Annotated in this window: 28 protein-coding genes; all 28 read right to left on the bottom strand. The window is 65.9% G+C overall.

Annotation, left to right across the window (positions count from 1 at the left end; all coding sequences use genetic code 11):
* Nucleotides 1-431: 431 nt before the first annotated feature.
* The 28 genes from rplO to ACQP2E_RS02810 all read right to left on the bottom strand — a co-directional run bounded on the left by rplO (nt 432) and on the right by ACQP2E_RS02810 (nt 20,015).
* On the bottom strand, nt 432-881 hold the full coding sequence (rplO, locus tag ACQP2E_RS02945) for a 50S ribosomal protein L15 (RefSeq protein ID WP_433828337.1): 450 nt from the start codon (nt 879-881) through the stop codon (nt 432-434).
* Nucleotides 881-1,063 (bottom strand): 50S ribosomal protein L30, encoded by a 183-nt coding sequence (rpmD, locus tag ACQP2E_RS02940; protein WP_014440739.1) that lies wholly within the window; start codon nt 1,061-1,063, stop codon nt 881-883. Before rpmD ends, rplO begins: the two co-directional genes overlap by 1 nt.
* The gene (gene rpsE / locus ACQP2E_RS02935) at nt 1,063-1,686 is read right to left on the bottom strand and encodes a 30S ribosomal protein S5 (RefSeq protein ID WP_111648495.1); all 624 of its coding nucleotides are present in this window, start codon (nt 1,684-1,686) and stop codon (nt 1,063-1,065) included. The genes rpmD and rpsE overlap by 1 nt, the downstream gene beginning before the upstream one ends.
* Nucleotides 1,687-1,699: 13 nt before the next feature.
* Nucleotides 1,700-2,095 (bottom strand): 50S ribosomal protein L18, encoded by a 396-nt coding sequence (gene rplR / locus ACQP2E_RS02930; protein WP_111648496.1) that lies wholly within the window; start codon nt 2,093-2,095, stop codon nt 1,700-1,702.
* Nucleotides 2,092-2,631 (bottom strand): 50S ribosomal protein L6, encoded by a 540-nt coding sequence (gene rplF, locus ACQP2E_RS02925; protein WP_433828336.1) that lies wholly within the window; start codon nt 2,629-2,631, stop codon nt 2,092-2,094. The genes rplR and rplF overlap by 4 nt, the downstream gene beginning before the upstream one ends.
* A gap of 15 nt (nt 2,632-2,646) precedes the next feature.
* Nucleotides 2,647-3,054 carry a 30S ribosomal protein S8 gene (rpsH, locus tag ACQP2E_RS02920; protein ID WP_111648498.1) on the bottom strand — a complete coding sequence of 136 codons (408 nt, stop codon included), beginning with the start codon at nt 3,052-3,054 and terminating at the stop codon, nt 2,647-2,649.
* Nucleotides 3,055-3,170: 116 nt separating this feature from the next.
* Nucleotides 3,171-3,356, bottom strand: coding sequence for a type Z 30S ribosomal protein S14 (locus ACQP2E_RS02915; protein WP_014440734.1), 186 nt, complete (start codon nt 3,354-3,356; stop codon nt 3,171-3,173).
* Between the two features lie 2 nt (nt 3,357-3,358).
* The gene (gene rplE, locus ACQP2E_RS02910; protein WP_111648499.1) at nt 3,359-3,928 is read right to left on the bottom strand and encodes a 50S ribosomal protein L5; all 570 of its coding nucleotides are present in this window, start codon (nt 3,926-3,928) and stop codon (nt 3,359-3,361) included.
* Complete coding sequence (rplX, locus tag ACQP2E_RS02905) at nt 3,928-4,248, bottom strand: 50S ribosomal protein L24 (protein ID WP_433833736.1); 321 nt, start codon at nt 4,246-4,248, stop codon at nt 3,928-3,930. Before rplX ends, rplE begins: the two co-directional genes overlap by 1 nt.
* Nucleotides 4,245-4,613 carry a 50S ribosomal protein L14 gene (gene rplN, locus ACQP2E_RS02900; RefSeq protein WP_007073026.1) on the bottom strand — a complete coding sequence of 123 codons (369 nt, stop codon included), beginning with the start codon at nt 4,611-4,613 and terminating at the stop codon, nt 4,245-4,247. Before rplN ends, rplX begins: the two co-directional genes overlap by 4 nt.
* 95 nt (nt 4,614-4,708) lie before the next feature.
* Complete coding sequence (rpsQ, locus tag ACQP2E_RS02895; protein ID WP_433828335.1) at nt 4,709-4,981, bottom strand: 30S ribosomal protein S17; 273 nt, start codon at nt 4,979-4,981, stop codon at nt 4,709-4,711.
* A complete protein-coding gene (rpmC, locus tag ACQP2E_RS02890; RefSeq protein ID WP_433828334.1) occupies nt 4,978-5,211 on the bottom strand; it encodes a 50S ribosomal protein L29 in 234 nt (77 codons plus the stop codon). The genes rpsQ and rpmC overlap by 4 nt, the downstream gene beginning before the upstream one ends.
* Nucleotides 5,211-5,636, bottom strand: coding sequence for a 50S ribosomal protein L16 (rplP, locus tag ACQP2E_RS02885; protein WP_014440729.1), 426 nt, complete (start codon nt 5,634-5,636; stop codon nt 5,211-5,213). Before rplP ends, rpmC begins: the two co-directional genes overlap by 1 nt.
* A gap of 3 nt (nt 5,637-5,639) precedes the next feature.
* Nucleotides 5,640-6,467 (bottom strand): 30S ribosomal protein S3, encoded by an 828-nt coding sequence (gene rpsC, locus ACQP2E_RS02880; protein ID WP_433828333.1) that lies wholly within the window; start codon nt 6,465-6,467, stop codon nt 5,640-5,642.
* Nucleotides 6,467-6,925: a 50S ribosomal protein L22 gene (gene rplV, locus ACQP2E_RS02875; protein ID WP_433828332.1), complete on the bottom strand. Its 459-nt coding sequence runs from the start codon at nt 6,923-6,925 to the stop codon at nt 6,467-6,469. Before rplV ends, rpsC begins: the two co-directional genes overlap by 1 nt.
* 31 nt (nt 6,926-6,956) lie before the next feature.
* Nucleotides 6,957-7,238 (bottom strand): 30S ribosomal protein S19, encoded by a 282-nt coding sequence (gene rpsS / locus ACQP2E_RS02870; RefSeq protein ID WP_092548802.1) that lies wholly within the window; start codon nt 7,236-7,238, stop codon nt 6,957-6,959.
* A 12-nt stretch (nt 7,239-7,250) separates the two neighbouring features.
* Nucleotides 7,251-8,090, bottom strand: coding sequence for a 50S ribosomal protein L2 (gene rplB, locus ACQP2E_RS02865; protein ID WP_433828331.1), 840 nt, complete (start codon nt 8,088-8,090; stop codon nt 7,251-7,253).
* Nucleotides 8,091-8,102: 12 nt separating this feature from the next.
* Nucleotides 8,103-8,405, bottom strand: a complete 303-nt coding sequence (gene rplW / locus ACQP2E_RS02860) for a 50S ribosomal protein L23 (protein WP_111648506.1) — start codon at nt 8,403-8,405, stop codon at nt 8,103-8,105.
* A complete protein-coding gene (gene rplD / locus ACQP2E_RS02855; RefSeq protein ID WP_433828330.1) occupies nt 8,402-9,052 on the bottom strand; it encodes a 50S ribosomal protein L4 in 651 nt (216 codons plus the stop codon). Before rplD ends, rplW begins: the two co-directional genes overlap by 4 nt.
* Nucleotides 9,049-9,699: a 50S ribosomal protein L3 gene (rplC, locus tag ACQP2E_RS02850; protein ID WP_433828329.1), complete on the bottom strand. Its 651-nt coding sequence runs from the start codon at nt 9,697-9,699 to the stop codon at nt 9,049-9,051. The genes rplD and rplC overlap by 4 nt, the downstream gene beginning before the upstream one ends.
* An 11-nt stretch (nt 9,700-9,710) precedes the next feature.
* A complete protein-coding gene (gene rpsJ / locus ACQP2E_RS02845; protein ID WP_007073037.1) occupies nt 9,711-10,019 on the bottom strand; it encodes a 30S ribosomal protein S10 in 309 nt (102 codons plus the stop codon).
* A 360-nt stretch (nt 10,020-10,379) separates the two neighbouring features.
* Nucleotides 10,380-11,573, bottom strand: a complete 1,194-nt coding sequence (tuf, locus tag ACQP2E_RS02840; protein WP_433828328.1) for an elongation factor Tu — start codon at nt 11,571-11,573, stop codon at nt 10,380-10,382.
* Between the two features lie 130 nt (nt 11,574-11,703).
* Entirely contained in the window at nt 11,704-13,800 is a 2,097-nt protein-coding gene (gene fusA / locus ACQP2E_RS02835) for an elongation factor G (protein WP_433828327.1), read from the bottom strand.
* Between the two features lie 85 nt (nt 13,801-13,885).
* A complete protein-coding gene (rpsG, locus tag ACQP2E_RS02830; protein ID WP_433828326.1) occupies nt 13,886-14,359 on the bottom strand; it encodes a 30S ribosomal protein S7 in 474 nt (157 codons plus the stop codon).
* A 1-nt stretch (nt 14,360) separates the two neighbouring features.
* On the bottom strand, nt 14,361-14,735 hold the full coding sequence (gene rpsL / locus ACQP2E_RS02825) for a 30S ribosomal protein S12 (protein WP_014440718.1): 375 nt from the start codon (nt 14,733-14,735) through the stop codon (nt 14,361-14,363).
* A gap of 443 nt (nt 14,736-15,178) precedes the next feature.
* A complete protein-coding gene (locus ACQP2E_RS02820) occupies nt 15,179-15,598 on the bottom strand; it encodes a hypothetical protein (protein WP_433833734.1) in 420 nt (139 codons plus the stop codon).
* 109 nt (nt 15,599-15,707) lie between these two features.
* Entirely contained in the window at nt 15,708-16,055 is a 348-nt protein-coding gene (locus ACQP2E_RS02815) for a hypothetical protein (protein ID WP_433828325.1), read from the bottom strand.
* Between the two features lie 66 nt (nt 16,056-16,121).
* Nucleotides 16,122-20,015: a DNA-directed RNA polymerase subunit beta' gene (locus ACQP2E_RS02810; protein ID WP_433828324.1), complete on the bottom strand. Its 3,894-nt coding sequence runs from the start codon at nt 20,013-20,015 to the stop codon at nt 16,122-16,124.
* Between the last annotated feature and the right edge of the window lie 35 nt (nt 20,016-20,050).

Genomic DNA, 20,050 nt, shown 5'->3' with positions numbered 1-20,050 from the left:
GATCCTCCTGCGTAGTCGCCACACTCTGGGTTGCGTTATCCCGGAAGTTCGGGCACACATCATTGGGCAGCCATATAGGCCGCCAGCGGAGCACTGTATCAGCAACGCCGAGAACTCAACCACCGGCGTGGCATGGTCCGATGCATCAGTACAACACAACTGTCTGTATCAGTGGCCGAACCGGGCGTGCTCCACCTTGGCCGGTCACCCGTTCCCGGCCGGTTCCCACCATACGGCAGCGCGGCCCGTTCAGAACGCCTCTGAGGGCTCCAGATGTTACGACCGTGTTCCGCCCGGTTCCGGGTGCATTCGCCGCCTCAGGCGACGCACAGGGCCTCCTGCGCGTCACCAGCCACTCACCCAGCGGAAATAAACGAAGAGGCCGTGGCACCGGACTGATCCGGTGCCACGGCCTCTGCCGTTGTCACGTGCTACAGCTCGGTGACCGAACCACCGGCAGCAGCGATCTTCTCCTTGGCCGACTCGCTGAACGCGTGCGCCGAGATGGTCAGCGACACGCCTCCCAGCTCGCCCGTGCCCAGAACCTTGACCGGCAGGTTCTTGCGAACCGCGCCGGCCTGGACGAGCTCGGCCGGGCCGACCTCGCCACCGTTCGGGAACAGCTCGGCAAGGCGGTCCAGGTTGACGACCTGGAAGACGACCTTGTTACGCGGCCTGTTCCGGAGGCCCTTCATCTTCGGCAGGCGCATGTGGATAGGCATCTGCCCACCCTCAAACGATGCCGGAGTGTTCTTGCGGGCTCCGGTGCCCTTGGTACCACGACCAGCAGTCTTGCCCTTGGAGCCTTCACCGCGACCCACACGGGTCTTCGCGGTCTTGGCACCGGGCGCCGGGCGCAGGTGGTGAACCTTGATCGCCATTACTCGACCTCCTCAACACTCACGAGGTGGTTCACGGCGAAGATCATGCCCCGAATCTCGGGGCGGTCCTCCTTGACCACCACGTCGTTGATCCGCTTGAGGCCGAGCGAACGCAGGGAGTCCCGCTGGTTCTGCTTGCGACCGATACCGGACCGGACCTGGGTGACCTTCAAGCGTGCCATCAACGCACCGCCGCTTCCGCACGCGCCGCCAGCATCGCAGCCGGCGCCACGTCCTCAACCGGGAGACCGCGGCGAGCCGCGACCATCTCCGGCGACTCGAGGCCCTTGAGAGCGGCCACGGTCGCGTGCACGATGTTGATCGGGTTCGAGGAGCCGAGGCTCTTCGAGAGGATGTCGTGGATGCCCGCGCACTCGAGCACGGCCCGCACCGGGCCACCGGCGATAACGCCGGTACCAGCGGAAGCCGGCTTGAGCAGGACGACACCCGCGGCAGCCTCGCCCGTGATCGGGTGCGGGATTGTCGCACCGATACGCGGAACCTTGAAGAAGTGCTTCTTGGCCTCCTCGACGCCCTTGGCGATTGCCGCGGGCACCTCCTTGGCCTTTCCGTAACCGATACCGACGGTGCCGTCACCGTCGCCGACGATCACCAGGGCGGTGAAGCTGAAGCGACGACCACCCTTGACGACCTTCGCAACACGGTTGATCGCGACGACCCGCTCGAGATGCGGTGTCTTTTCGACGGGCGCGTTACCGCGGCCGCCCTCGCGACGGTTGTCCCGGCGGTTGCCACCCTCGGTGTTACCGCCGGACCCGCCGCCTCGGCGCTGCTGACCAGGCATTGGTCAATTCCTCCTAGAACTCGAGTCCGGCTTCGCGGGCGGCGTCCGCAAGCGCGGCGATCCGGCCCGCGTACTTGTTGCCACCGCGGTCGAAGACGACCTTGGAAATGCCCGCGGCCTTGGCCCGCTCGCCCAGGAGCGCGCCGACCTTGCCGGCCAGGGCGCTCTTCGCGCCCTCGCCACCACGGATCGAGGTGTCGAGCGTGGACGCCGAGACCAGAGTGTGGCCGGCCAGGTCGTCGATGATCTGCGCGGTGATGTGCCGCGTGGAACGGGTGACGACCAGGCGCGGACGCTCGGCCGAACCGCGAACGTTCTTGCGGACCCGGAAGTGCCGACGCGCCTTGCCAACGGCACGCGCGGCGGAGACCCCGCCGCCGTTGCGGCGCTTGAGCAGCGTGGCGGTCACTTCTTACCTGCCTTTCCAGCCTTGCGGCGGATGACCTCGCCCTGGTACTTGACGCCCTTGCCCTTGTACGGCTCCGGCGGGCGGATCTTACGGATGTTCGCGGCGACCTCACCGACGAGCTGCTTGTCGATGCCCGCAACCGTGAACTGGGTCGGCTTCTCCACGGAGAAGGTGATACCCGTCGGCGGCACGATGTTCACCGGGTGCGAGAAACCGAGAGCGAACTCCAGGTCCTTGCCCTTGGCGGTCACGCGGTAACCGGTTCCGTTGATCTCGAGCGTCTTCTTGTAGCCCTCGGTGACGCCGACGATCATGTTGGCGACCAGCGTGCGCGAGAGGCCGTGAAGTTCCTTGGCCTTGCGCTCGTCGTTGGGGCGGTTGACGTGCAGCTCGCTGCCGTCCTTCTCAACCGTGATCGGTTCAGCGACGGTGTGCGAGAGCTCGCCCTTGGGGCCCTTGACCTTGACGGTCTGGCCCGTGATGGTGACGTCGACGCCGGTCGGCACCGGGATCGACTTACGTCCGATTCGCGACATTGTCTAAGTCTCCAGTTACCAGACGAAGGCGAGGACTTCCCCGCCTACGCTCCGCTTGCGGGCCTGCTTGTCGGTCAGCAGTCCCTGGGACGTCGAAATGATCGCGACACCGAGACCACCGAGCACACGGGGCAGCTCGTCGGACTTGGCGTAAACCCGCAGGCCGGGCTTCGAGACGCGCTTGATGCCGGCGAGGCTGCGCTCACGGTTCTGGCCGTACTTGAGCTCAACGACCAGACGCTTGCCGACCGCGCCCTCTTCGGGCTCCTCAGACGACCACGAGGCGATGTAACCCTCAGCCTTGAGGACCTCGGCGATGTTCGCCTTGATCTTCGAGTAGGGCATCGTCACCTTGTCGTGGTACGCCTGGTTGGCGTTACGCAGACGCGTGAGCATGTCTGCGATCGGGTCCGTCATCGTCATGGGTATTCGTCAACCTTTCTCGCCGGGGTTCCCGCGAACGGGCCTACGGCGAAGCGGTATTGCACAAACCCAGCCACTACTCCGCTGACGAGCGGCGGGCGGGGCGGTTGGATGGGTTACCAGCTGGCCTTGGACACGCCGGGGAGCTCACCACGGTGGGCCATGTCCCGCACGCAAACCCGGCAGAGGCCGAACTTGCGGTACACCGAGTGCGGGCGACCGCACTTCTGGCAGCGGGTGTAGGCACGCACGGCGAACTTGGGCTTCGCGGCAGCCTTGATGATCAGGGCCTTCTTCGCCATGCTCAGTTCTCCTTGAACGGGAAGCCCAGGAGCTTGAGCAGCGCCCGGCCCTCGTCGTCGGTCTTGGCGGTGGTGACCACCGTGATGTCCATGCCCCGCGGACGATCGATCCGGTCCTGGTCGATCTCGTGGAACACCGACTGCTCGGTCAGACCGAAGGTGTAGTTGCCGTGCCCGTCCAGCTTCCGGCTGTCGAGGCCGCGGAAGTCACGGATACGCGGCAGCGCGATCGACAGCAGCCGGTCCAGGAACTCCCACATCCGGTCGCCACGAAGGGTGACCTTCGCGCCGATCGGCATGCCCTCACGCAGCTTGAACTGCGCGATCGACTTGGTCGCCCGGCGCACCAGCGGCTTCTGACCGGTGATGGTGGTCAGGTCCCGAACCGCGCCGTCGATCAGCTTGGCGTCACGAGCAGCCTCGCCGACACCCATGTTCACGACGACCTTGACCAGGCCGGGGATCTGCATGGGGTTGCCGTACGTGAACTGCTCGTTGATGGCCGGCGCAACCTCAGAGCGGTACTTCTGCTTGAGGCGCGGCAGCGTCTTGGTCTCGGTGGCGGCAGTCATCAGAGTTCCTTACCGGTCGTACGCGCGATGCGGACCTTGTTGCCGTTCCCGTCGATCTGGTAACCGATGCGGGTCGGCTTGCCCTGGTCGTCCAGCACCTGCACGTTCGAGATGTGGATGGGGGCTTCCTGAGTGACGATGCCACCGGTCTTCGAGCCCCGCTGGTTCGTGCGGATGCGCTCGTGCTTCTTGACCCGGTTGACGCCCTCGACCAGGACCTTGTCCTGCCGCGGGAAGGCCGCAATGACCTTGCCCTTGGCACCCTTGTCCTTGCCGGCGATGACGACGACCGTGTCGCCCTTCTTAATCTTCACGGTCAGAGCACCTCCGGCGCCAGGCTGATGATCTTCATGAACCGCTTGTCGCGCAGCTCGCGCCCGACCGGGCCGAAGATGCGGGTGCCGCGGGGGTCCCCGCCGTCCTTGATGATGACGGCGGCGTTCTCGTCGAAGCGGATGTACGAGCCGTCGGGACGCCGCTTTTCCTTGGCGGTGCGAACGACGACCGCCTTCACGACGTCACCCTTCTTCACACCGGCACCCGGGATAGCGTCCTTGACCGTGGCCACGATGACGTCGCCGATGCTCGCGTAACGGCGACCGGAGCCGCCGAGTACGCGGATGCACAGAATCTCCCGGGCACCCGTGTTGTCGGCGACGCGCAGTCGCGACTCCTGCTGGATCACGTCTGTCTCCTATGTCTGCCAGTTCTCCGGAAAAACTCGCCCGAAGCTTGGCGGAACGATGGGCCGCTGGGCCGGCCGAAGCCGGCCCAGCGCACTCACTTGGCCTTTTCGAGGATCTCCACGATCCGCCACCGCTTGGTGGCGGAGAGCGGCCGGGTCTCCATCATCAGGACCCGGTCACCGATACCCGCGGCGTTCTGCTCGTCGTGCACCTTGAGCTTGCGGGTCCGGCGGATGACCTTGCCGTACAGGGCGTGCTTGACCCGGTCCTCGACCTCGACCACGACGGTCTTGTCCATCTTGTCGCTGACCACGAGGCCCTCACGCGTCTTGCGCTGGGCGCGCGGTGCAGCCGTGTTTTCACTCATGCTGTCACCTCATCCGGCGCAATTGAGAGCCCAAGCTCGCGCTCGCGCATGATCGTGTAGATCTTCGCAATGTCCTTGCGAACAACCTGGAGTCGACGGTGATTGTCGAGCTGCCCGGTCGCACGCTGCACGCGAAGGTTGAACAGCTCCGCCTTGGCCTCCTGAACCTTCGCGACCAGCTCCTCGTCGGAGAGTTCGCGCAGCTCGGTTGCCTTAACGCCCGCTGCCATCAGCTTTCACCCACTTCGCGTGTCACGATGCGGCACTTCATCGGGAGCTTGTGAATCGCGCGGCGCATCGCCTCACGCGCGACCGTCTCGTTCGGGAACGACATCTCGAAGAGAATGCGTCCCGGCTTGACGTTCGCCACCCACCACTCGGGAGAACCCTTACCGGAACCCATGCGGGTCTCGGCAGGCTTCTTCGTCAGGGCCTGGTCCGGGAAGATCGAGATCCAGACCTTGCCACCACGCTTGATGTGGCGGGTCATTGCGATACGCGCCGACTCGATCTGCCGGTTGGTCACGTACGCGGGCTCCAGCGCCTGGATACCGAATTCGCCGAAGACGACCCGGTTGCCGCCCTTGGACGCGCCACTGCGGTCCGGGTGGTGCGGCTTGCGGAAGCCCTTCGGGGGCTTACGCGGCATCAGCATGGCTCAGCCCTCCTGCTGCGTTTCGGCCGCAACCGGAGCAGCGGCGGTTTCATCAGCGGCCGACGCGGCCTGGGCCGCACGGCCGGCCTCGGTGCCGCCGGCGGTCGTGCCGGACGAACCGGAACGGCCACGGCGCGGACGCTCGGGACGGTCAGCGCGGTCGCGGCGGGGGCGCGCAGGCGCCTCAGCCACAGCCTCACGACCCGGAACGGCGTCGCCCTTGTAGATCCAGACCTTCACGCCGATCCGACCGAACGTGGTACGGGCCTCGAAGAAGCCGTACTCGATGTTCGCGCGGAGCGTGTGCAGCGGAACGCGACCCTCACGGTAGAACTCCGTGCGGCTCATCTCCGCGCCGCCGAGGCGACCGGAGACCTGCACACGGATGCCCTTGCAGATCGGGTTCTTCATGGCCGACTGCATGGCCTTGCGCATCGCCCGACGGAAGCTGACCCGGCTGGACAGCTGCTCGGCGACGCCCTGCGCCACGAGCTGAGCGTCCGACTCGGGGCTCTTGACCTCGAGGATGTTCAGCTGGACCTGCTTGCCGGTGAGCTTCTCGAGCTCGCCACGGATCCGGTCGGCCTCCGCACCCTTCCGGCCGATGACAATGCCCGGCCGGGCGGTGTGGATGTCGACGCGTACCCGGTCGCGGGTCCGCTCGATGTCCACCTTGGAGATGCCGGCGCGCTCGAGGCCCTTGGACATCATGCGGCGGATTTTGACATCCTCGCCGATGTAGTCCTTGTAGAGCTTGTCCGCGAACCAGCGGCTCTTCCAGTCGGTGGAGATGCCGAGACGGAACCCAGTGGGGTGAACCTTCTGACCCATTACTCGGCACCCTCCGTGCTCTGGGACTCGGCAGCCTTCGGCTCAGCGGCCGCAGTGGCCTTCTTCGCCGTGGCCTTCTTCGCCGGACGGGTCGTCTGAACCGCCTCGACCGCAATGGTGATGTGACACGTGCGCTTGCGGATCCGGTAGGCCCGGCCCTGCGCCCGCGGACGGAACCGCTTGAGCGTGGGGCCCTCGTCGACGAACGCCTCACTGATGAGGAGTGCGTCGGGGTCGAGCCGCTCGTTGTTCTCCGCGTTCGCAATGGCGCTCGCGACCACCTTGTAGACCTGCTCGCTCGCCGACTGCGGCGCGAATTGCAGGACCGTCAGGGCCTCCTTCGCGGGCAGACCGCGGACGAGGTTGACGACACGGCGTGCCTTGCTCGGCGAGATGCGGACGTGCTTCGCAACTGCGCGAGAGCCCGGAAGCGCCGGAGCGTCGTTCTTTACTGGCATCGCTGTAACCCCTTTCTTATCCGTGGACTGACTAGCGACGACGGCTCTTGCGGTCGTCCTTCTCGTGACCCTTGAACGTCCGGGTCAGAGCGAACTCGCCGAGCTTGTGACCGACCATGGCTTCACTGATGAAGACCGGGACGTGCTTGCGGCCGTCATGCACGGCGATCGTGTGCCCGAGCATGTCGGGGATGATCGTCGAGCGTCGCGACCAGGTCTTGATGACGTTCTTAGAGTTCTTCTCGTTCTGGACTTCCACCTTCTTGAGGAGGTGGTCGTCAATGAACGGGCCCTTTTTCAGGCTGCGAGGCATCTTCTACTCCCGTTACCCGCGCTTGCGGGTGGCGTAGCGGCGGCGAACAATCAGCTTGTCGCTCGGCTGGCCCTTGCGACGGGTACGGCCCTCAGGCTTACCCGCCGGGTTCACCGGGTGGCGACCACCCGAGGTCTTACCCTCACCACCACCGTGCGGGTGGTCGACGGGGTTCATGGCGACACCACGGACGGTCGGGCGCTTGCCCTTCCACCGCATACGACCAGCCTTGCCCCAGTTGATGTTCGACTGGTCAGCGTTGCCGATCTCGCCGACGGTGGCGCGGCAGCGCACGTCGACGCGACGGATCTCGCCGGAAGGCATACGCAGCGTGGCGTACACACTTTCACGGCCGAGAAGCTGGATGCCCACGCCGGCCGAACGGGCCAGCTTGGCGCCACCGCCGGGACGAAGCTCCACGTTGTGGATCGTCGTACCGACCGGGATGTTGCGCAGGGGCAGGTTGTTGCCGGGCTTGATGTCGGAGCCAACGCCCGACTCGACCCGGTCACCCTGCTTGAGGTCCTTCGGCGCCACGATGTAACGCTTCTCGCCGTCCGCGTAGTGGAGCAGCGCGATGCGAGCGGTGCGGTTGGGGTCGTACTCGATGTGAGCGACCTTGGCCGGCACGCCGTCTTTGTCGTTGCGCTTGAAGTCGATCAGCCGGTACTGCCGCTTGTGGCCACCGCCCTGGTGCCGGGTGGTGATCCGGCCGTGGACGTTGCGGCCACCCTTCTTGGGCAGCGGAACCAGCAGAGACTTCTCCGGCGTCGACCGGGTGATCTCAGCGAAGTCGGCGACGCTCGAGCCGCGGCGGCCCGGCGTAGTCGGCTTGTACTTACGGATAGCCATGATGTAAACCCCTTAGCTGACCGGGCCGCCGAAGGCCTCGATGCGGTCACCGTCAGCCAGCTTCACCATCGCGCGCTTGGTGGCCTTACGCTGGCCCCAGCCGGTGCGGGTCCGCTTGCGCTTGCCCTCACGGTTCGCGGTGTTCACGGACAGCACGCGGACGTTGAAGATCTGCTGAATCGCGATCTTGATCTGGGTCTTGTTCGCGTCAGGGTCGACGAGGAACGTGTACCAGTTCTGGTCAAGAACGCTGTAGCTCTTCTCAGAGACCACCGGGGCGACGATGATGTCGCGCGGGTCGGCGATCGTGCTCACTTGTCGCCCTCCTCGGACGTCTCGGCCGAACCACCCAGGAACTCGTCGAGCGCGACCTTGGTGAAGACCACCTCGTCGGCGACCAGCACGTCGTACGTGTTCAGCTGGCCGGCCTCGATGAGGTGCACGGACGGCTCGTTACGCAGCGAGATCCAGTTCAGCTCGTCCTGGCTGTCCAGAACGACGAGAACCTTGCTCGTCTGTACGACCTTGCGCAGCGTCGCGACGGCGGCCTTGGTCGACGGCTTCTCGCCGCTGACGAAGGACTCGACGACGAACAGGCGGCCGTCACGGGCCCGGTCGGAGAGGGCGCCACGCAGAGCGGCGGCCTTCATCTTCTTGGGGGTCCGCTGGCTGTAGTCACGCGGCACGGGACCGTGCACGACGCCACCGCCGGTGAACTGAGGCGCGCGGATCGAGCCCTGACGGGCGCGACCGGTGCCCTTCTGCTTGTACGGCTTCTTGCCGCCGCCGGCGACCTCACCGCGGGTCTTCGCCTTGTGCGTACCCTGGCGGGCCGCGGCCAGCTGGGCCACGACGACCTGGTGCATCAGCGGGATGTTCGCCTGGACGTCGAAGACGTTGCCGGGCAGGTCAACCGAGCCGGCCTTGTTGCCCTCGGCGTTGATCACGTCAACCGAGCTCACTTGGCACCGCCCTTCTTCGCCGCGGTACGGACCAGGATGAGAGCGCCCTTGGGACCGGGAACCGCGCCGCGGACCAGGATCAGGTTGCGCTCGGCGTCGACCGCCTGGATGGTCAGGTTCTGCACGGTGAAGCGCTTGCCACCCATGCGACCCGCCATCTTGACGCCCTTGAAGACACGACCCGGGGTCGCGCAGGCGCCGATGGAGCCGGGCGAGCGGTGCTTGCGCTCGACACCGTGGCTGGCACGCAGACCGTGGAAGCCGTGCCGCTTCATAACGCCGGCGTAGCCCTTGCCCTTGGTCTTGCCGGTCACGTCGATCGAGCCGCCCGCGGCGAAACCGTCGACAGTGACTTCCTGGCCGAGCTCGTACTCGCCGGCGTCGGCGGTGCGCAGCTCCACGAGGTGGCGCCGCGGCGACACACCGGCCTTGGCGTAGTGGCCGGCCTCAGGCTTGTTGACCTTGCGGGGGTCGATCGAGCCGTATGCCAGCTGGACAGCGGAGTAGCCGTCCTTCTCATCGGTGCGGACCTGGGTCACGACGCACGGGCCGGCCTGCACCACGGTCACCGGAACAACCTTGTTGTTGTCCCAGACCTGGGTCATGCCGAGCTTGGCGCCCAGGATCCCCTTTACTTGCCTGTCCATTTGTCGGATCCCTACAGCTTGATCTCGATGTCGACCCCAGCCGGCAGGTCGAGGCGCATAAGCGAGTCGACCGTCTTCGGAGTCGGGTCGATGATGTCGATCAGTCGCTTGTGCGTGCGCATCTCGAAGTGCTCGCGCGAGTCCTTGTACTTGTGCGGCGAACGGATCACGCAGAAACGGTTGATCTCCGTGGGCAGCGGCACCGGGCCTGCGACCTGTGCCCCGGTGCGCGTCACCGTCTCGACGATTTTCCGCGCCGAGGAGTCGACGACCTCGTGGTCATAGGCCTTGAGCCGGATGCGGATCTTCTGTCCCGCCATGGTGGCTTCTGTTTCCTTCTCTCGATGCCGCTACGTGCGGAAGCGGTGGCTTCCGCATGCCCGCAGGACCAATGATCCTGCGTTGTCCGACCCCCGCGGTCGGGCGTGTCGCGCCGTGCCCCAGAATGCTGGGCACTCTGATTCCGCCTCAGTTGCCTGAAGCGGGTCGATCACGGGGATCTAAGGGTGGCGGGTGGCCAAAGAACACACCCGGACACCCGGCGAGGGTGGGCAACTGAACGAGCAGCTGCCCACCCCGCGCGGACGCAACCTGACTAGTATGCCGGATTGTCTCCGACAACGCTAATCGGGGTCACCGATGAGGGTTGTTCACGACATCACACCGTGAACATCCGTCAATTAGTTGGTGATCTTCGTGACCGTTCCGGCGCCGACGGTGCGGCCACCCTCACGGATCGCGAACTTCAGGCCCTGCTCCATGGCGATCGGCTGGATCAGCTTCACGGACATGGAGGTGGAGTCGCCCGGCATGACCATCTCGGTGCCCTCGGGCAGCGTGACGACGCCGGTGACGTCCGTGGTACGGAAGTAGAACTGCGGGCGGTAGTTCTGGAAGAACGGGGTGTGCCGGCCGCCCTCTTCCTTTGAGAGGATGTAGACCTGGCCCTCGAACTCCGTGTGAGGAGTAGAGGTACCCGGCTTCACGACGACCATGCCGCGCTCGACGTCCTCGCGCTTGATGCCGCGGAGCAGCAGGCCGACGTTCTCGCCAGCGCGAGCCTCGTCGAGCAGCTTGCGGAACATCTCGATGCCGGTGCAAACGGTCTTGGTCGACTTCTCGCGGATACCCACGATCTCGACCTCCTCGTTCGGCTTGAGGATGCCACGCTCGGCGCGACCGGTAACCACGGTGCCACGGCCGGTGATCGTGAAGACGTCCTCGATCGGCATGAGGAACGGCTTCTCGGTCTCACGCTCGGGCTGCGGGATCGCGGTGTCGACCGCGTTCATCAGCTCGAGGAGCTTGCCGGTCCACTCGGGGTCACCCTCGAGGGCCTTGAGCGCCGACACGCGAACGACCGGCAGGTCGTCGCCCGGGAACTCGTAGGTGCTGAGCAGCTCGCGAACCTCGAGCTCGACGAGCTCCAGGAGCTCCTCGTCCTCGACCATGTCGCTCTTGTTCAGGGCGACGACGATGTACGGAACGCCGACCTGGCGGGCCAGGAGCACGTGCTCCTTGGTCTGCGGCATCGGGCCGTCGGTCGCGGCAACCACCAGGATCGCGCCGTCCATCTGCGCGGCACCGGTGATCATGTTCTTGATGTAGTCGGCGTGGCCGGGGCAGTCCACGTGCGCGTAGTGACGCGCCGCGGTCTGGTACTCGACGTGTGCGATCGAGATCGTGATACCACGGGCCTTCTCTTCAGGCGCCTTGTCGATCTCGTCGAACGGGGTGTACGGGTTCAGCTCGGGGAACTCGTCGTGCAGGACCTTCGTGATGGCCGCAGTCAGCGTCGTCTTACCGTGGTCGATGTGACCAATGGTGCCGATGTTGACGTGCGGCTTAGTCCGCTCGAACTTCGCCTTCGCCACTGGTGTCCTCCTGTGGACTGATCATTACTTTTCGCCCGGCACGCCGATAAGGCGCTCAGGACTCTGTCGACTGCTAGTGCACGTGCGGCCCTCGACGGGCCGCACGTGCCTCATCGATCAAGGACGGGTGTCAGGCACCTGTCGCTTTGGCGATGATCTCCTTCGCCACGTTCCCAGGAACCTCGGCGTAGGAGTCGAACAGCATGCTGTAGCTCGCCCGGCCGGCCGTCTTCGACCGGAGGTCGCCGACGTAGCCGAACATCTCCGACAGCGGAACCAGAGCCTTGACGACGCGGGCGCCGGAGCGCTCCTCCATCGACTGGATCAGGCCGCGGCGGGAGTTGAGGTCGCCGATGACGTCACCCATGTTGTCCTCAGGGGTGGTGACCTCAACGGCCATCATCGGCTCCAGCAGCGCGGGGTCAGCCTTGCGGGCTGCTTCCTTCATCGCCATGGAGCCAGCGATCTTGAACGCCATCTCGGAGGAGTCGACCTCGTGGTACTGACCGTCCACCAGCGTGAACTTCACGCCGACGAGCGGGTAGCCGGCGAGGACACCGTACTGCAGGGAGTCCTGCGCACCCGCGTCCACCGAGGGGATGAACTCCTTGGGGATGCGGCCACCGGTGACGGCGTTCACGAACTCGTAGGTCGGGCCGTCAGCCTCGAGCGGCAGCGGCTCGACGGTGACGACGACCTTCGCGTACTGGCCCGAGCCACCGGTCTGCTTCTTGTGGACGTACGAGAGCTTCTCCACCTTGCCGCGGAGGGTCTCGCGGTACGCCACCTGCGGCTTACCGATGTTCGCCTCGACGTTGAACTCGCGCCGCATGCGGTCGACGAGGATGTCGAGGTGGAGCTCGCCCATGCCGGCGATGATGGTCTGCCCGGTCTCCTCGTCGTTGAAGACGCGGAAAGTCGGGTCCTCCTCGGCCAGACGCTGGATCGCGGTGCCCAGCTTTTCCTGGTCCGACTTGGTCTTCGGCTCGATGGCGACCTGGATAACCGGCTCCGGGAAGGTCATCGACTCCAGGATGACCGGGTTCGCCGGGTCGCTCAGCGTGTCACCGGTGGTGGTCTGCTTGAGACCCTGGACGGCGATGATGTCGCCGGCCTGCGCGGTGGCGCGCTCCTCACGCTTGTTCGCGTGCATCTGGTAGATCTTGCCGATCCGCTCCTTGCGGTCCTTGGTGGAGTTGACCACCTGGGAACCGGAGTCGAGCGTGCCGGAGTAGACCCGGACGTACGTGAGCTTGCCGAGGTGCTTGTCGGTCTGGATCTTGAAGGCCAGGCCCGAGAACGGCTCGGAGTTCGACGGCTTGCGCAGCATCGGCGTCTCGCCGTCGGTGGCCGTGCCCTCGATGGCCGGAACGTCCAGCGGCGACGGCAGGTAGTCGACGACGGCGTCGAGCATGGGCTGAACGCCCTTGTTCTTGAACGCCGAGCCGCACAGGACCGGGTTGGCCTTGCTGGCGATCGTGGCGCGCCGGATGGCGGCCTTGATCTCGTCGATCGAAACCTCTTCGCCCTCGAGGTACTTCTCCATCACCGCGTCGTCGACGTCGGCGAGGGTCTCGATGAGCTTCTCGCGCCACTCGGCCGCGGAGTCGGCCAGATCGGCCGGGATCTCCTCGATCGCGTAGTCCTCACCCTTCTGGGTCTCCCCGCGCCAGGTGAGCGCCTTCATGTTGATCAGGTCGACGACGCCGATGTGGTCGCCCTCAAGCCCGATCGGGATCTGCAGAACGAGCGGCGTGGCGTTCAGCCGGTCGATCATCATCTGCACGCAACGGAAGAAGTCCGCGCCGGTCCGGTCGAGCTTGTTGACGAAGCACATCCGGGGGACGTGGTACTTGTCCGCCTGGCGCCAGACGTTCTCAGTCTGCGGCTCCACGCCGGCAACGCCGTCGTAGACCGCAACCGCGCCGTCGAGCACACGCAGCGACCGCTCGACCTCGACCGTGAAGTCGACGTGGCCGGGCGTGTCGATGATCTGAATCGTGTAGCCCTTCCACTCGCACTTCGTGGCGGCGGAGGTGATGGTGATACCGCGTTCCTGCTCCTGCTCCATCCAGTCCATGACGGCTGCGCCCTCGTGGACCTCACCGATCTTGTACGTGATGCCGGTGTAGAACAGGATGCGCTCAGTCGTCGTGGTCTTACCAGCGTCGATGTGCGCCATGATGCCAATGTTGCGAACCTTGGCGAGCGCGTCTGCGGCGGCCACTTCCATCCCTACTTTTCTTCGTCGTCGTCTCGTGGACCGGTACGACTGCCGTGGCCCGGCACATGGCCGGGCCCGCAGCAGGGTCTTACCAGCGGTAGTGCGCGAAGGCCTTGTTGGACTCCGCCATCTTGTGAGTGTCCTCGCGACGCTTGACAGCGGCACCAAGGCCGTTGCTGGCGTCGAGCAGCTCGTTCTGGAGGCGCTCGATCATGGTCTTCTCACGGCGGGCCTTCGAGTACTGGACGAGCCAGCGAAGACCAAGGGTCGACTGCCGCGGAGTGCGAACCTCGACCGGAACCTGGTAGGTCGCGCCACCAACGCGGCGGCTGCGGACCTCGAGGGTCGGCTTCACATTGTCCATCGCGCGCTTGAGGATGACCACCGGGTCGGTGCCACCACTCTTCTCGCGGGCACCCTCAAGGGCGCCGTAGACGATGCGCTCGGCGAGCTGGCGCTTGCCGCCCACCAGGATCTTGTTGACCAGCTGAGTCACCAGCGGGGAGTTGTACACCGGGTCTGCGACCACAGGGTGGCGCGGAGCGGGTCCCTTACGCGGCATATCAGCTCTTCTCCTTCTTCGCGCCGTAACGGCTGCGGGCCTGCTTGCGGTTCCGGACACCCTGGGTGTCCAGCGAACCACGGACGATCTTGTAACGGACGCCCGGAAGGTCCTTAACACGGCCGCCGCGCACGAGCACGATGGAGTGCTCCTGGAGGTTGTGACCGACGCCCGGGATGTAAGCCGTGACCTCGATCTGGCTGCTCAGCTTCACACGAGCGACCTTGCGCAGCGCAGAGTTCGGCTTCTTGGGGGTAGTGGTGTAGACGCGCGTGCACACGCCGCGCCGCTGGGGGCTTCCCTTCAGCGCCGGCGTCTTCGTCTTGCTCGTCTTCGCCTGGCGGCCCTTTCGGACCAGCTGCTGGATCGTGGGCACCGGGTTTCTCCGCTCCCTTCGGCCGTTTCCTTGTGTTACGGCCGCACCGAGTAAGTCTGCTTCTGTGTGCGGGGGCCGCCCAGGAGGGGCGTCTCCCACACCCGCGGTCGGGCGTGTCGTCCGGCTCACGGTCCCGTTACGCGTGGTTACCCACGCGCTCCGGGTCTTTCTTGTCTTTGTCGGGACAGGAACCCTCACCGGGTTCCGCCCGTCGTGCTGCAATACCCGTCGCACGTTCCGAATCGGGTGCACGCACGAGTTGCCCGGGCTAGCCCGGGCACGAAGGGAAAGATTACCCATCACGAGCACCCAGGTCAAAATGAGGGCCGGGTTCCCATGATGGACATCTCCGTATACCAGTGTACCGGGTGCTTCTGCGTGACATCGTCGCGGTGCCGGAACAGGGGTCGCACGCTCCCGGACGGCGCTCGCCGAGGGGCCGTTCAGGACATCTGCAACACCAGTCCCAGCAACAGAGCCAGCAGACCTATTCCCGCGCCTGCCGCTCCGCAGATGATGCCGGCGATGCCGACACCCCGCCCGGTGAACCGGACCCGGCCGACCTGGCCGGAGCGGCGGATCTGCCGCAGAGCGATCATCCCGGCCGCCACCGCTCCCCCACCGGCCAGGACGCTGAGGAGAGTGAACGCGCCACCGACCCAGACACCCCAGCCCTCGGCGGCGCCGACACCGTTGAAGCAGAGAGCCAGCACCGAGACCAGGATCGAGCCGATGCCGGCCACCAGCGAGCCGATCGCCAGCCCGGACGTGATGGGCGCGACACGCAGCTGCGCCAGGCCGAACCCGGTGCCGCCGACCGCATCGACCCGGTCCAGCTCCCAGCCCGCTGAGGGCGGGGCCACCGGCGGCGGGCCGTAGTGATGCTGAGGTGGCGGGCCGTAGTAGGAGGACTGCGGCGGCTGGGTCATACCGAAAGCATGTCACCCGTACGAGCCGGGGCGCAGCCCGGCATCAGTCGGTGCCGGGTGCGAAGTCCTGTCCCCCGGGCGCCGTCGCCAGATGCAGCAGGGCGACGATCACGGCGACCACCAGCGACGTCAATGCCAGCACCAGGCCGGCCCAGGCCAGCCGCCGGCCCCGCAGGATCCACGCTGAGCCGGTCAGATAGCCGCCTGCCGCATATGCCTCACGATGCGCCTGCCGGGCCAGCAGCAGGGCGAGGGTGGCCGGGATGACCCCACCCACGAACACACCGGTGAGCAGCCCCACAAGCCCGAGCACAAAAACCGCCCGCGATTTGGTGGAGGCCACCGGGTCCGGGTCCATCGGGTGCCGTGCCGGCACCACGGAGACAGTCATAAAACCATCTTATAAAGGCTGATGGGGCGGTCGCGCCATGCGCGACCGCCCCATCAGAAGAAACCCTTAGCGGTACGACCCGAAGTCGAAGTCGTCCAGCGGCACAGCCTGCCCGCTGGCCGGCCCGAAGCCGTAGTCGGTCTCGGGGTACCCGGTCATCGAGTACACCTTGGCCTTGGCCTCCTCGGTCGGCTCGACCCGGATGTTGCGGTACTTGGAGATACCGGTACCGGCCGGGATGAGCTTACCGATGATGACGTTCTCCTTGAGGCCCACCAGCGAGTCGCTGCGCGAGTTGATCGCAGCGTCGGTGAGCACCCGGGTGGTCTCCTGGAAGGAGGCCGCGGAGAGCCACGAGTCGGTCGCCAGCGAGGCCTTGGTGATACCCATCAGCACCGGACGACCGGCAGCGGGCTCGCCACCCTCGCCCACGAGCCGGCGGTTCTCCGACTCGAAGAGCGCCCGGTCGACCAGAACACCCGGAAGGAATTCGGTCGCGCCGGAGTCGATGACCGTCACCCGCTTGAGCATCTGGCGGATGATGATCTCGATGTGCTTGTCGTGGATGAGCACACCCTGCGAGCGGTAGACCTCCTGGACCTCACTGGTCAGGTGGACCTGGACCGCGCGCGGGCCCATGATGCGGAGCAGCTCGTGCGGGTCGATGGTGCCCTCGGTGAGCTTCTCGCCGACGCCGACGTGGCCGCCGTCCGGGATGCGGAGCTTGACGCGCTTCGAGATCTTGTCGTAAACGATCTCTTCGCTGCCGTCGTCCGGCACCACGATGATCTTGCGGGAGCGCTCGCCGTCCTCGATGCGGACGCGACCGGGGGTGTCGGCGATGGGCGCCTTACCCTTCGGCACGCGGGCCTCGAAGATTTCCTGGACACGCGGCAGACCCTGGGTGATGTCCTCACCCGCGACACCACCGGTGTGGAAGGTACGCATCGTCAGCTGCGTGCCGGGCTCACCGATCGACTGGGCCGCGATGATGCCGACGGCCTCGCCGATGTCGACAGCCTTGCCGGTCGGCAGCGAGCGGCCGTAGCAGGCCGCGCAGACACCCAGCTTCGACTCACAGGTCAGGACGCTGCGCACCCGGACCGTCTCGACGCCGGCCGCGACAAGCGCGTCCACCATGATCGAGTTGAGGTCGTCACCACGCGACACCACACGGTTGCCGTTGGCGTCGTCGATGTCGTCGGCCAGGGTACGAGCGTGCACGCCAGTCTCGGCGTGCGTGTGCACGACCAGCTTGCCGTCGACCCGCTCCGCATCAGTCACCGCCATCGGGATGGCGCGGTCGGTGCCGCAGTCCTCCTCGCGGATGATGACGTCCTGCGACACGTCCACCAGACGACGGGTCAGGTAACCCGAGTCGGCGGTACGCAGCGCGGTGTCGGCAAGACCCTTGCGGGCACCGTGCGTGGAGATGAAGTACTCCAGAACGGTCAGACCCTCGCGGTACGACGAGGTGATCGGGCGCGGGATGATCTCGCCCTTGGGGTTCGCCACCAGACCACGGATCGCGGCGATCTGCCGGAGCTGGAGGAGGTTACCGCGGGCGCCGGAGTTGATCATGACCCAGAGCGGGTTCTCCTGCGGCAGCGCGGTCTCCATCTCCTTGGAGATCTCGTTGGTCGCCTTGGTCCAGATCTCGATGAGCTCGCCGCGGCGCTCCTCACCGGTCATCAGGCCACGCTGGTACTGCTTGTCGATCCGGTCGGCCTCGGCCTGGTACTTGGCGAGGATCTCCGGCTTACGCGGCGGCGCGATGACGTCGCCCATACCGATCGTCACACCGGACCAGGTGGCCCAGTGGAAGCCGGCCTCCTTGAGTGCGTCCAGGGTTGCCGCGAGGACGACCTTCGGGAAGCGCTCGGCGAGGTCGTTGACGATCGCCGACAGCTGACCCTTGCGGATCTCGTAGTTGACGTACCGGTACCCGACCGGAAGCGTCTCGTTGAAGATCACGCGGCCGAGAGTCGTCTCGACGGTGACCTGGCCACCCTCGATCCAGTCCTCCGGCGCGACCCAGGTCTCGCCCTTGGCGCCGTTGTCGACACCGACGACGTTCTGCAGACGGAGCTTGATCGGCGCCTGCAGGTGCAGCTCACCGTTGTCGAACGCCATCCGTGCCTCGGCGTCCGAGCTGAAGACCCGGCCTTCGCCCTTGGCACCACGGGTCATGTGGGTCAGGTAGTACAGACCGATGACCATGTCCTGGGTAGGCATGGTGACCGGCTTGCCGTCGGCCGGCTTGAGGATGTTGTTCGACGACAGCATCAGGATCCGGGCCTCGGCCTGAGCCTCGGCGGACAGCGGCACGTGCACCGCCATCTGGTCACCGTCGAAGTCGGCGTTGAACGCCGTACAGACGAGCGGGTGGATCTGGATCGCCTTGCCCTCGACCAGCTGGGGCTCGAAGGCCTGGATGCCGAGGCGGTGCAGGGTCGGCGCGCGGTTCAGCAGCACGGGGTGCTCGCTGATGACCTCTTCCAGGACGTCCCACACCACCGGGCGCTGACGCTCGACCATGCGCTTGGCCGACTTGATGTTCTGCGCGTGGTTCAGGTCCACCAGGCGCTTCATCACGAACGGCTTGAACAGCTCCAGCGCCATCTGCTTCGGCAGGCCGCACTGGTGCAGCTTGAGCCGGGGGCCGACGACGATGACGGAACGGCCGGAGTAGTCGACGCGCTTGCCGAGCAGGTTCTGACGGAACCGGCCCTGCTTGCCCTTGAGCATGTCGGAGAGGGACTTGAGCGGGCGGTTACCCGGACCGGTGACCGGCCGGCCACGACGGCCGTTGTCGAACAGCGCGTCGACGGCCTCCTGGAGCATCCGCTTCTCGTTGTTGACGATGATCTCGGGAGCGCCGAGGTCGATCAGTCGCTTGAGGCGGTTGTTCCGGTTGATGACCCGGCGGTACAGGTCGTTCAGGTCGCTCGTCGCGAAGCGGCCACCGTCGAGCTGCACCATCGGGCGCAGGTCCGGCGGGATGACCGGGACGCAGTCCAGCACCATGCCGAGCGGCGAGTTACGGGTGTTCAGGAACGCCGCGACGACCTTGAGCCGCTTGAGCGCCCGGATCTTCCGCTGGCCCTTACCGGTGCGGATGATCTCCCGAAGGTTCTCCGCCTCGGCGTCGAGGTCCATGTTCTCGAGCAGAGCCTTGATGGCCTCCGCACCCATGCCACCGGTGAAGTACTCACCGAAGCGGTCACGGAGCTCGCGGTAGAGCAGCTCGTCGGTGACCAGCTGCTTGGAGTCGAGCTTGCGGAAGGTGTCGAGCACCTCGTCGAGGCGGTCGATCTCGCGCTGCGCCTTGTCCCGGATCTGGCGCATCTCGCGCTCGCCAGCTTCCTTGACCTTGCGGCGCACGTCGGCCTTGGCACCCTCGGCCTCAAGCTCGGCCAGGTCCTGCTCCAGCTTGGCGGCACGCTTCTCGATCTCGGAGTCGCGGCCGTTCTCGGACTGCCGCTTCTCGGCGAAGATCTCGTTCTCGATTGTCGACATGTCACGGTGACGCGACTCGGCGTCCACGCTGGTGACGACGTACGAGGCGAAGTAGATGATCTTCTCAAGGTCCTTGGGAGCCAGGTCGAGCAGATAGCCCAGCCGGCTCGGCACGCCCTTGAAGTACCAGATGTGGGTCACCGACGCGGCCAGCTCGATGTGACCCATGCGCTCACGGCGGACCTTGGACCGGGTCACCTCGACGCCGCAGCGCTCACAGATGATGCCCTTGAACCGGACCCGCTTGTATTTGCCGCAGTAGCACTCCCAGTCCCGCTGAGGACCGAAGATCTTCTCGCAGAAGAGTCCGTCCTTCTCGGGCTTGAGGGTGCGGTAGTTGATCGTCTCGGGCTTCTTGACCTCGCCGTGCGACCACTGCCGGATGTCGTCAGCGGTAGCAAGGCCGATGCGCAACTCGTCGAAGAAGTTGACGTCGAGCACTTGGACTATCCCTCGTGTTTCGTTGCTCGGGTGAA

Origin of the sequence: Actinoplanes sp. CA-015351, assembly GCF_050955685.1 — a bacterium.
In the GTDB taxonomy this organism is placed as follows: Bacteria; Actinomycetota; Actinomycetes; order Mycobacteriales; family Micromonosporaceae; genus Actinoplanes.
The sequence above is the reverse complement of the archived record's forward strand: the minus strand, read 5'-3'. Positions and strand labels throughout refer to the sequence as shown.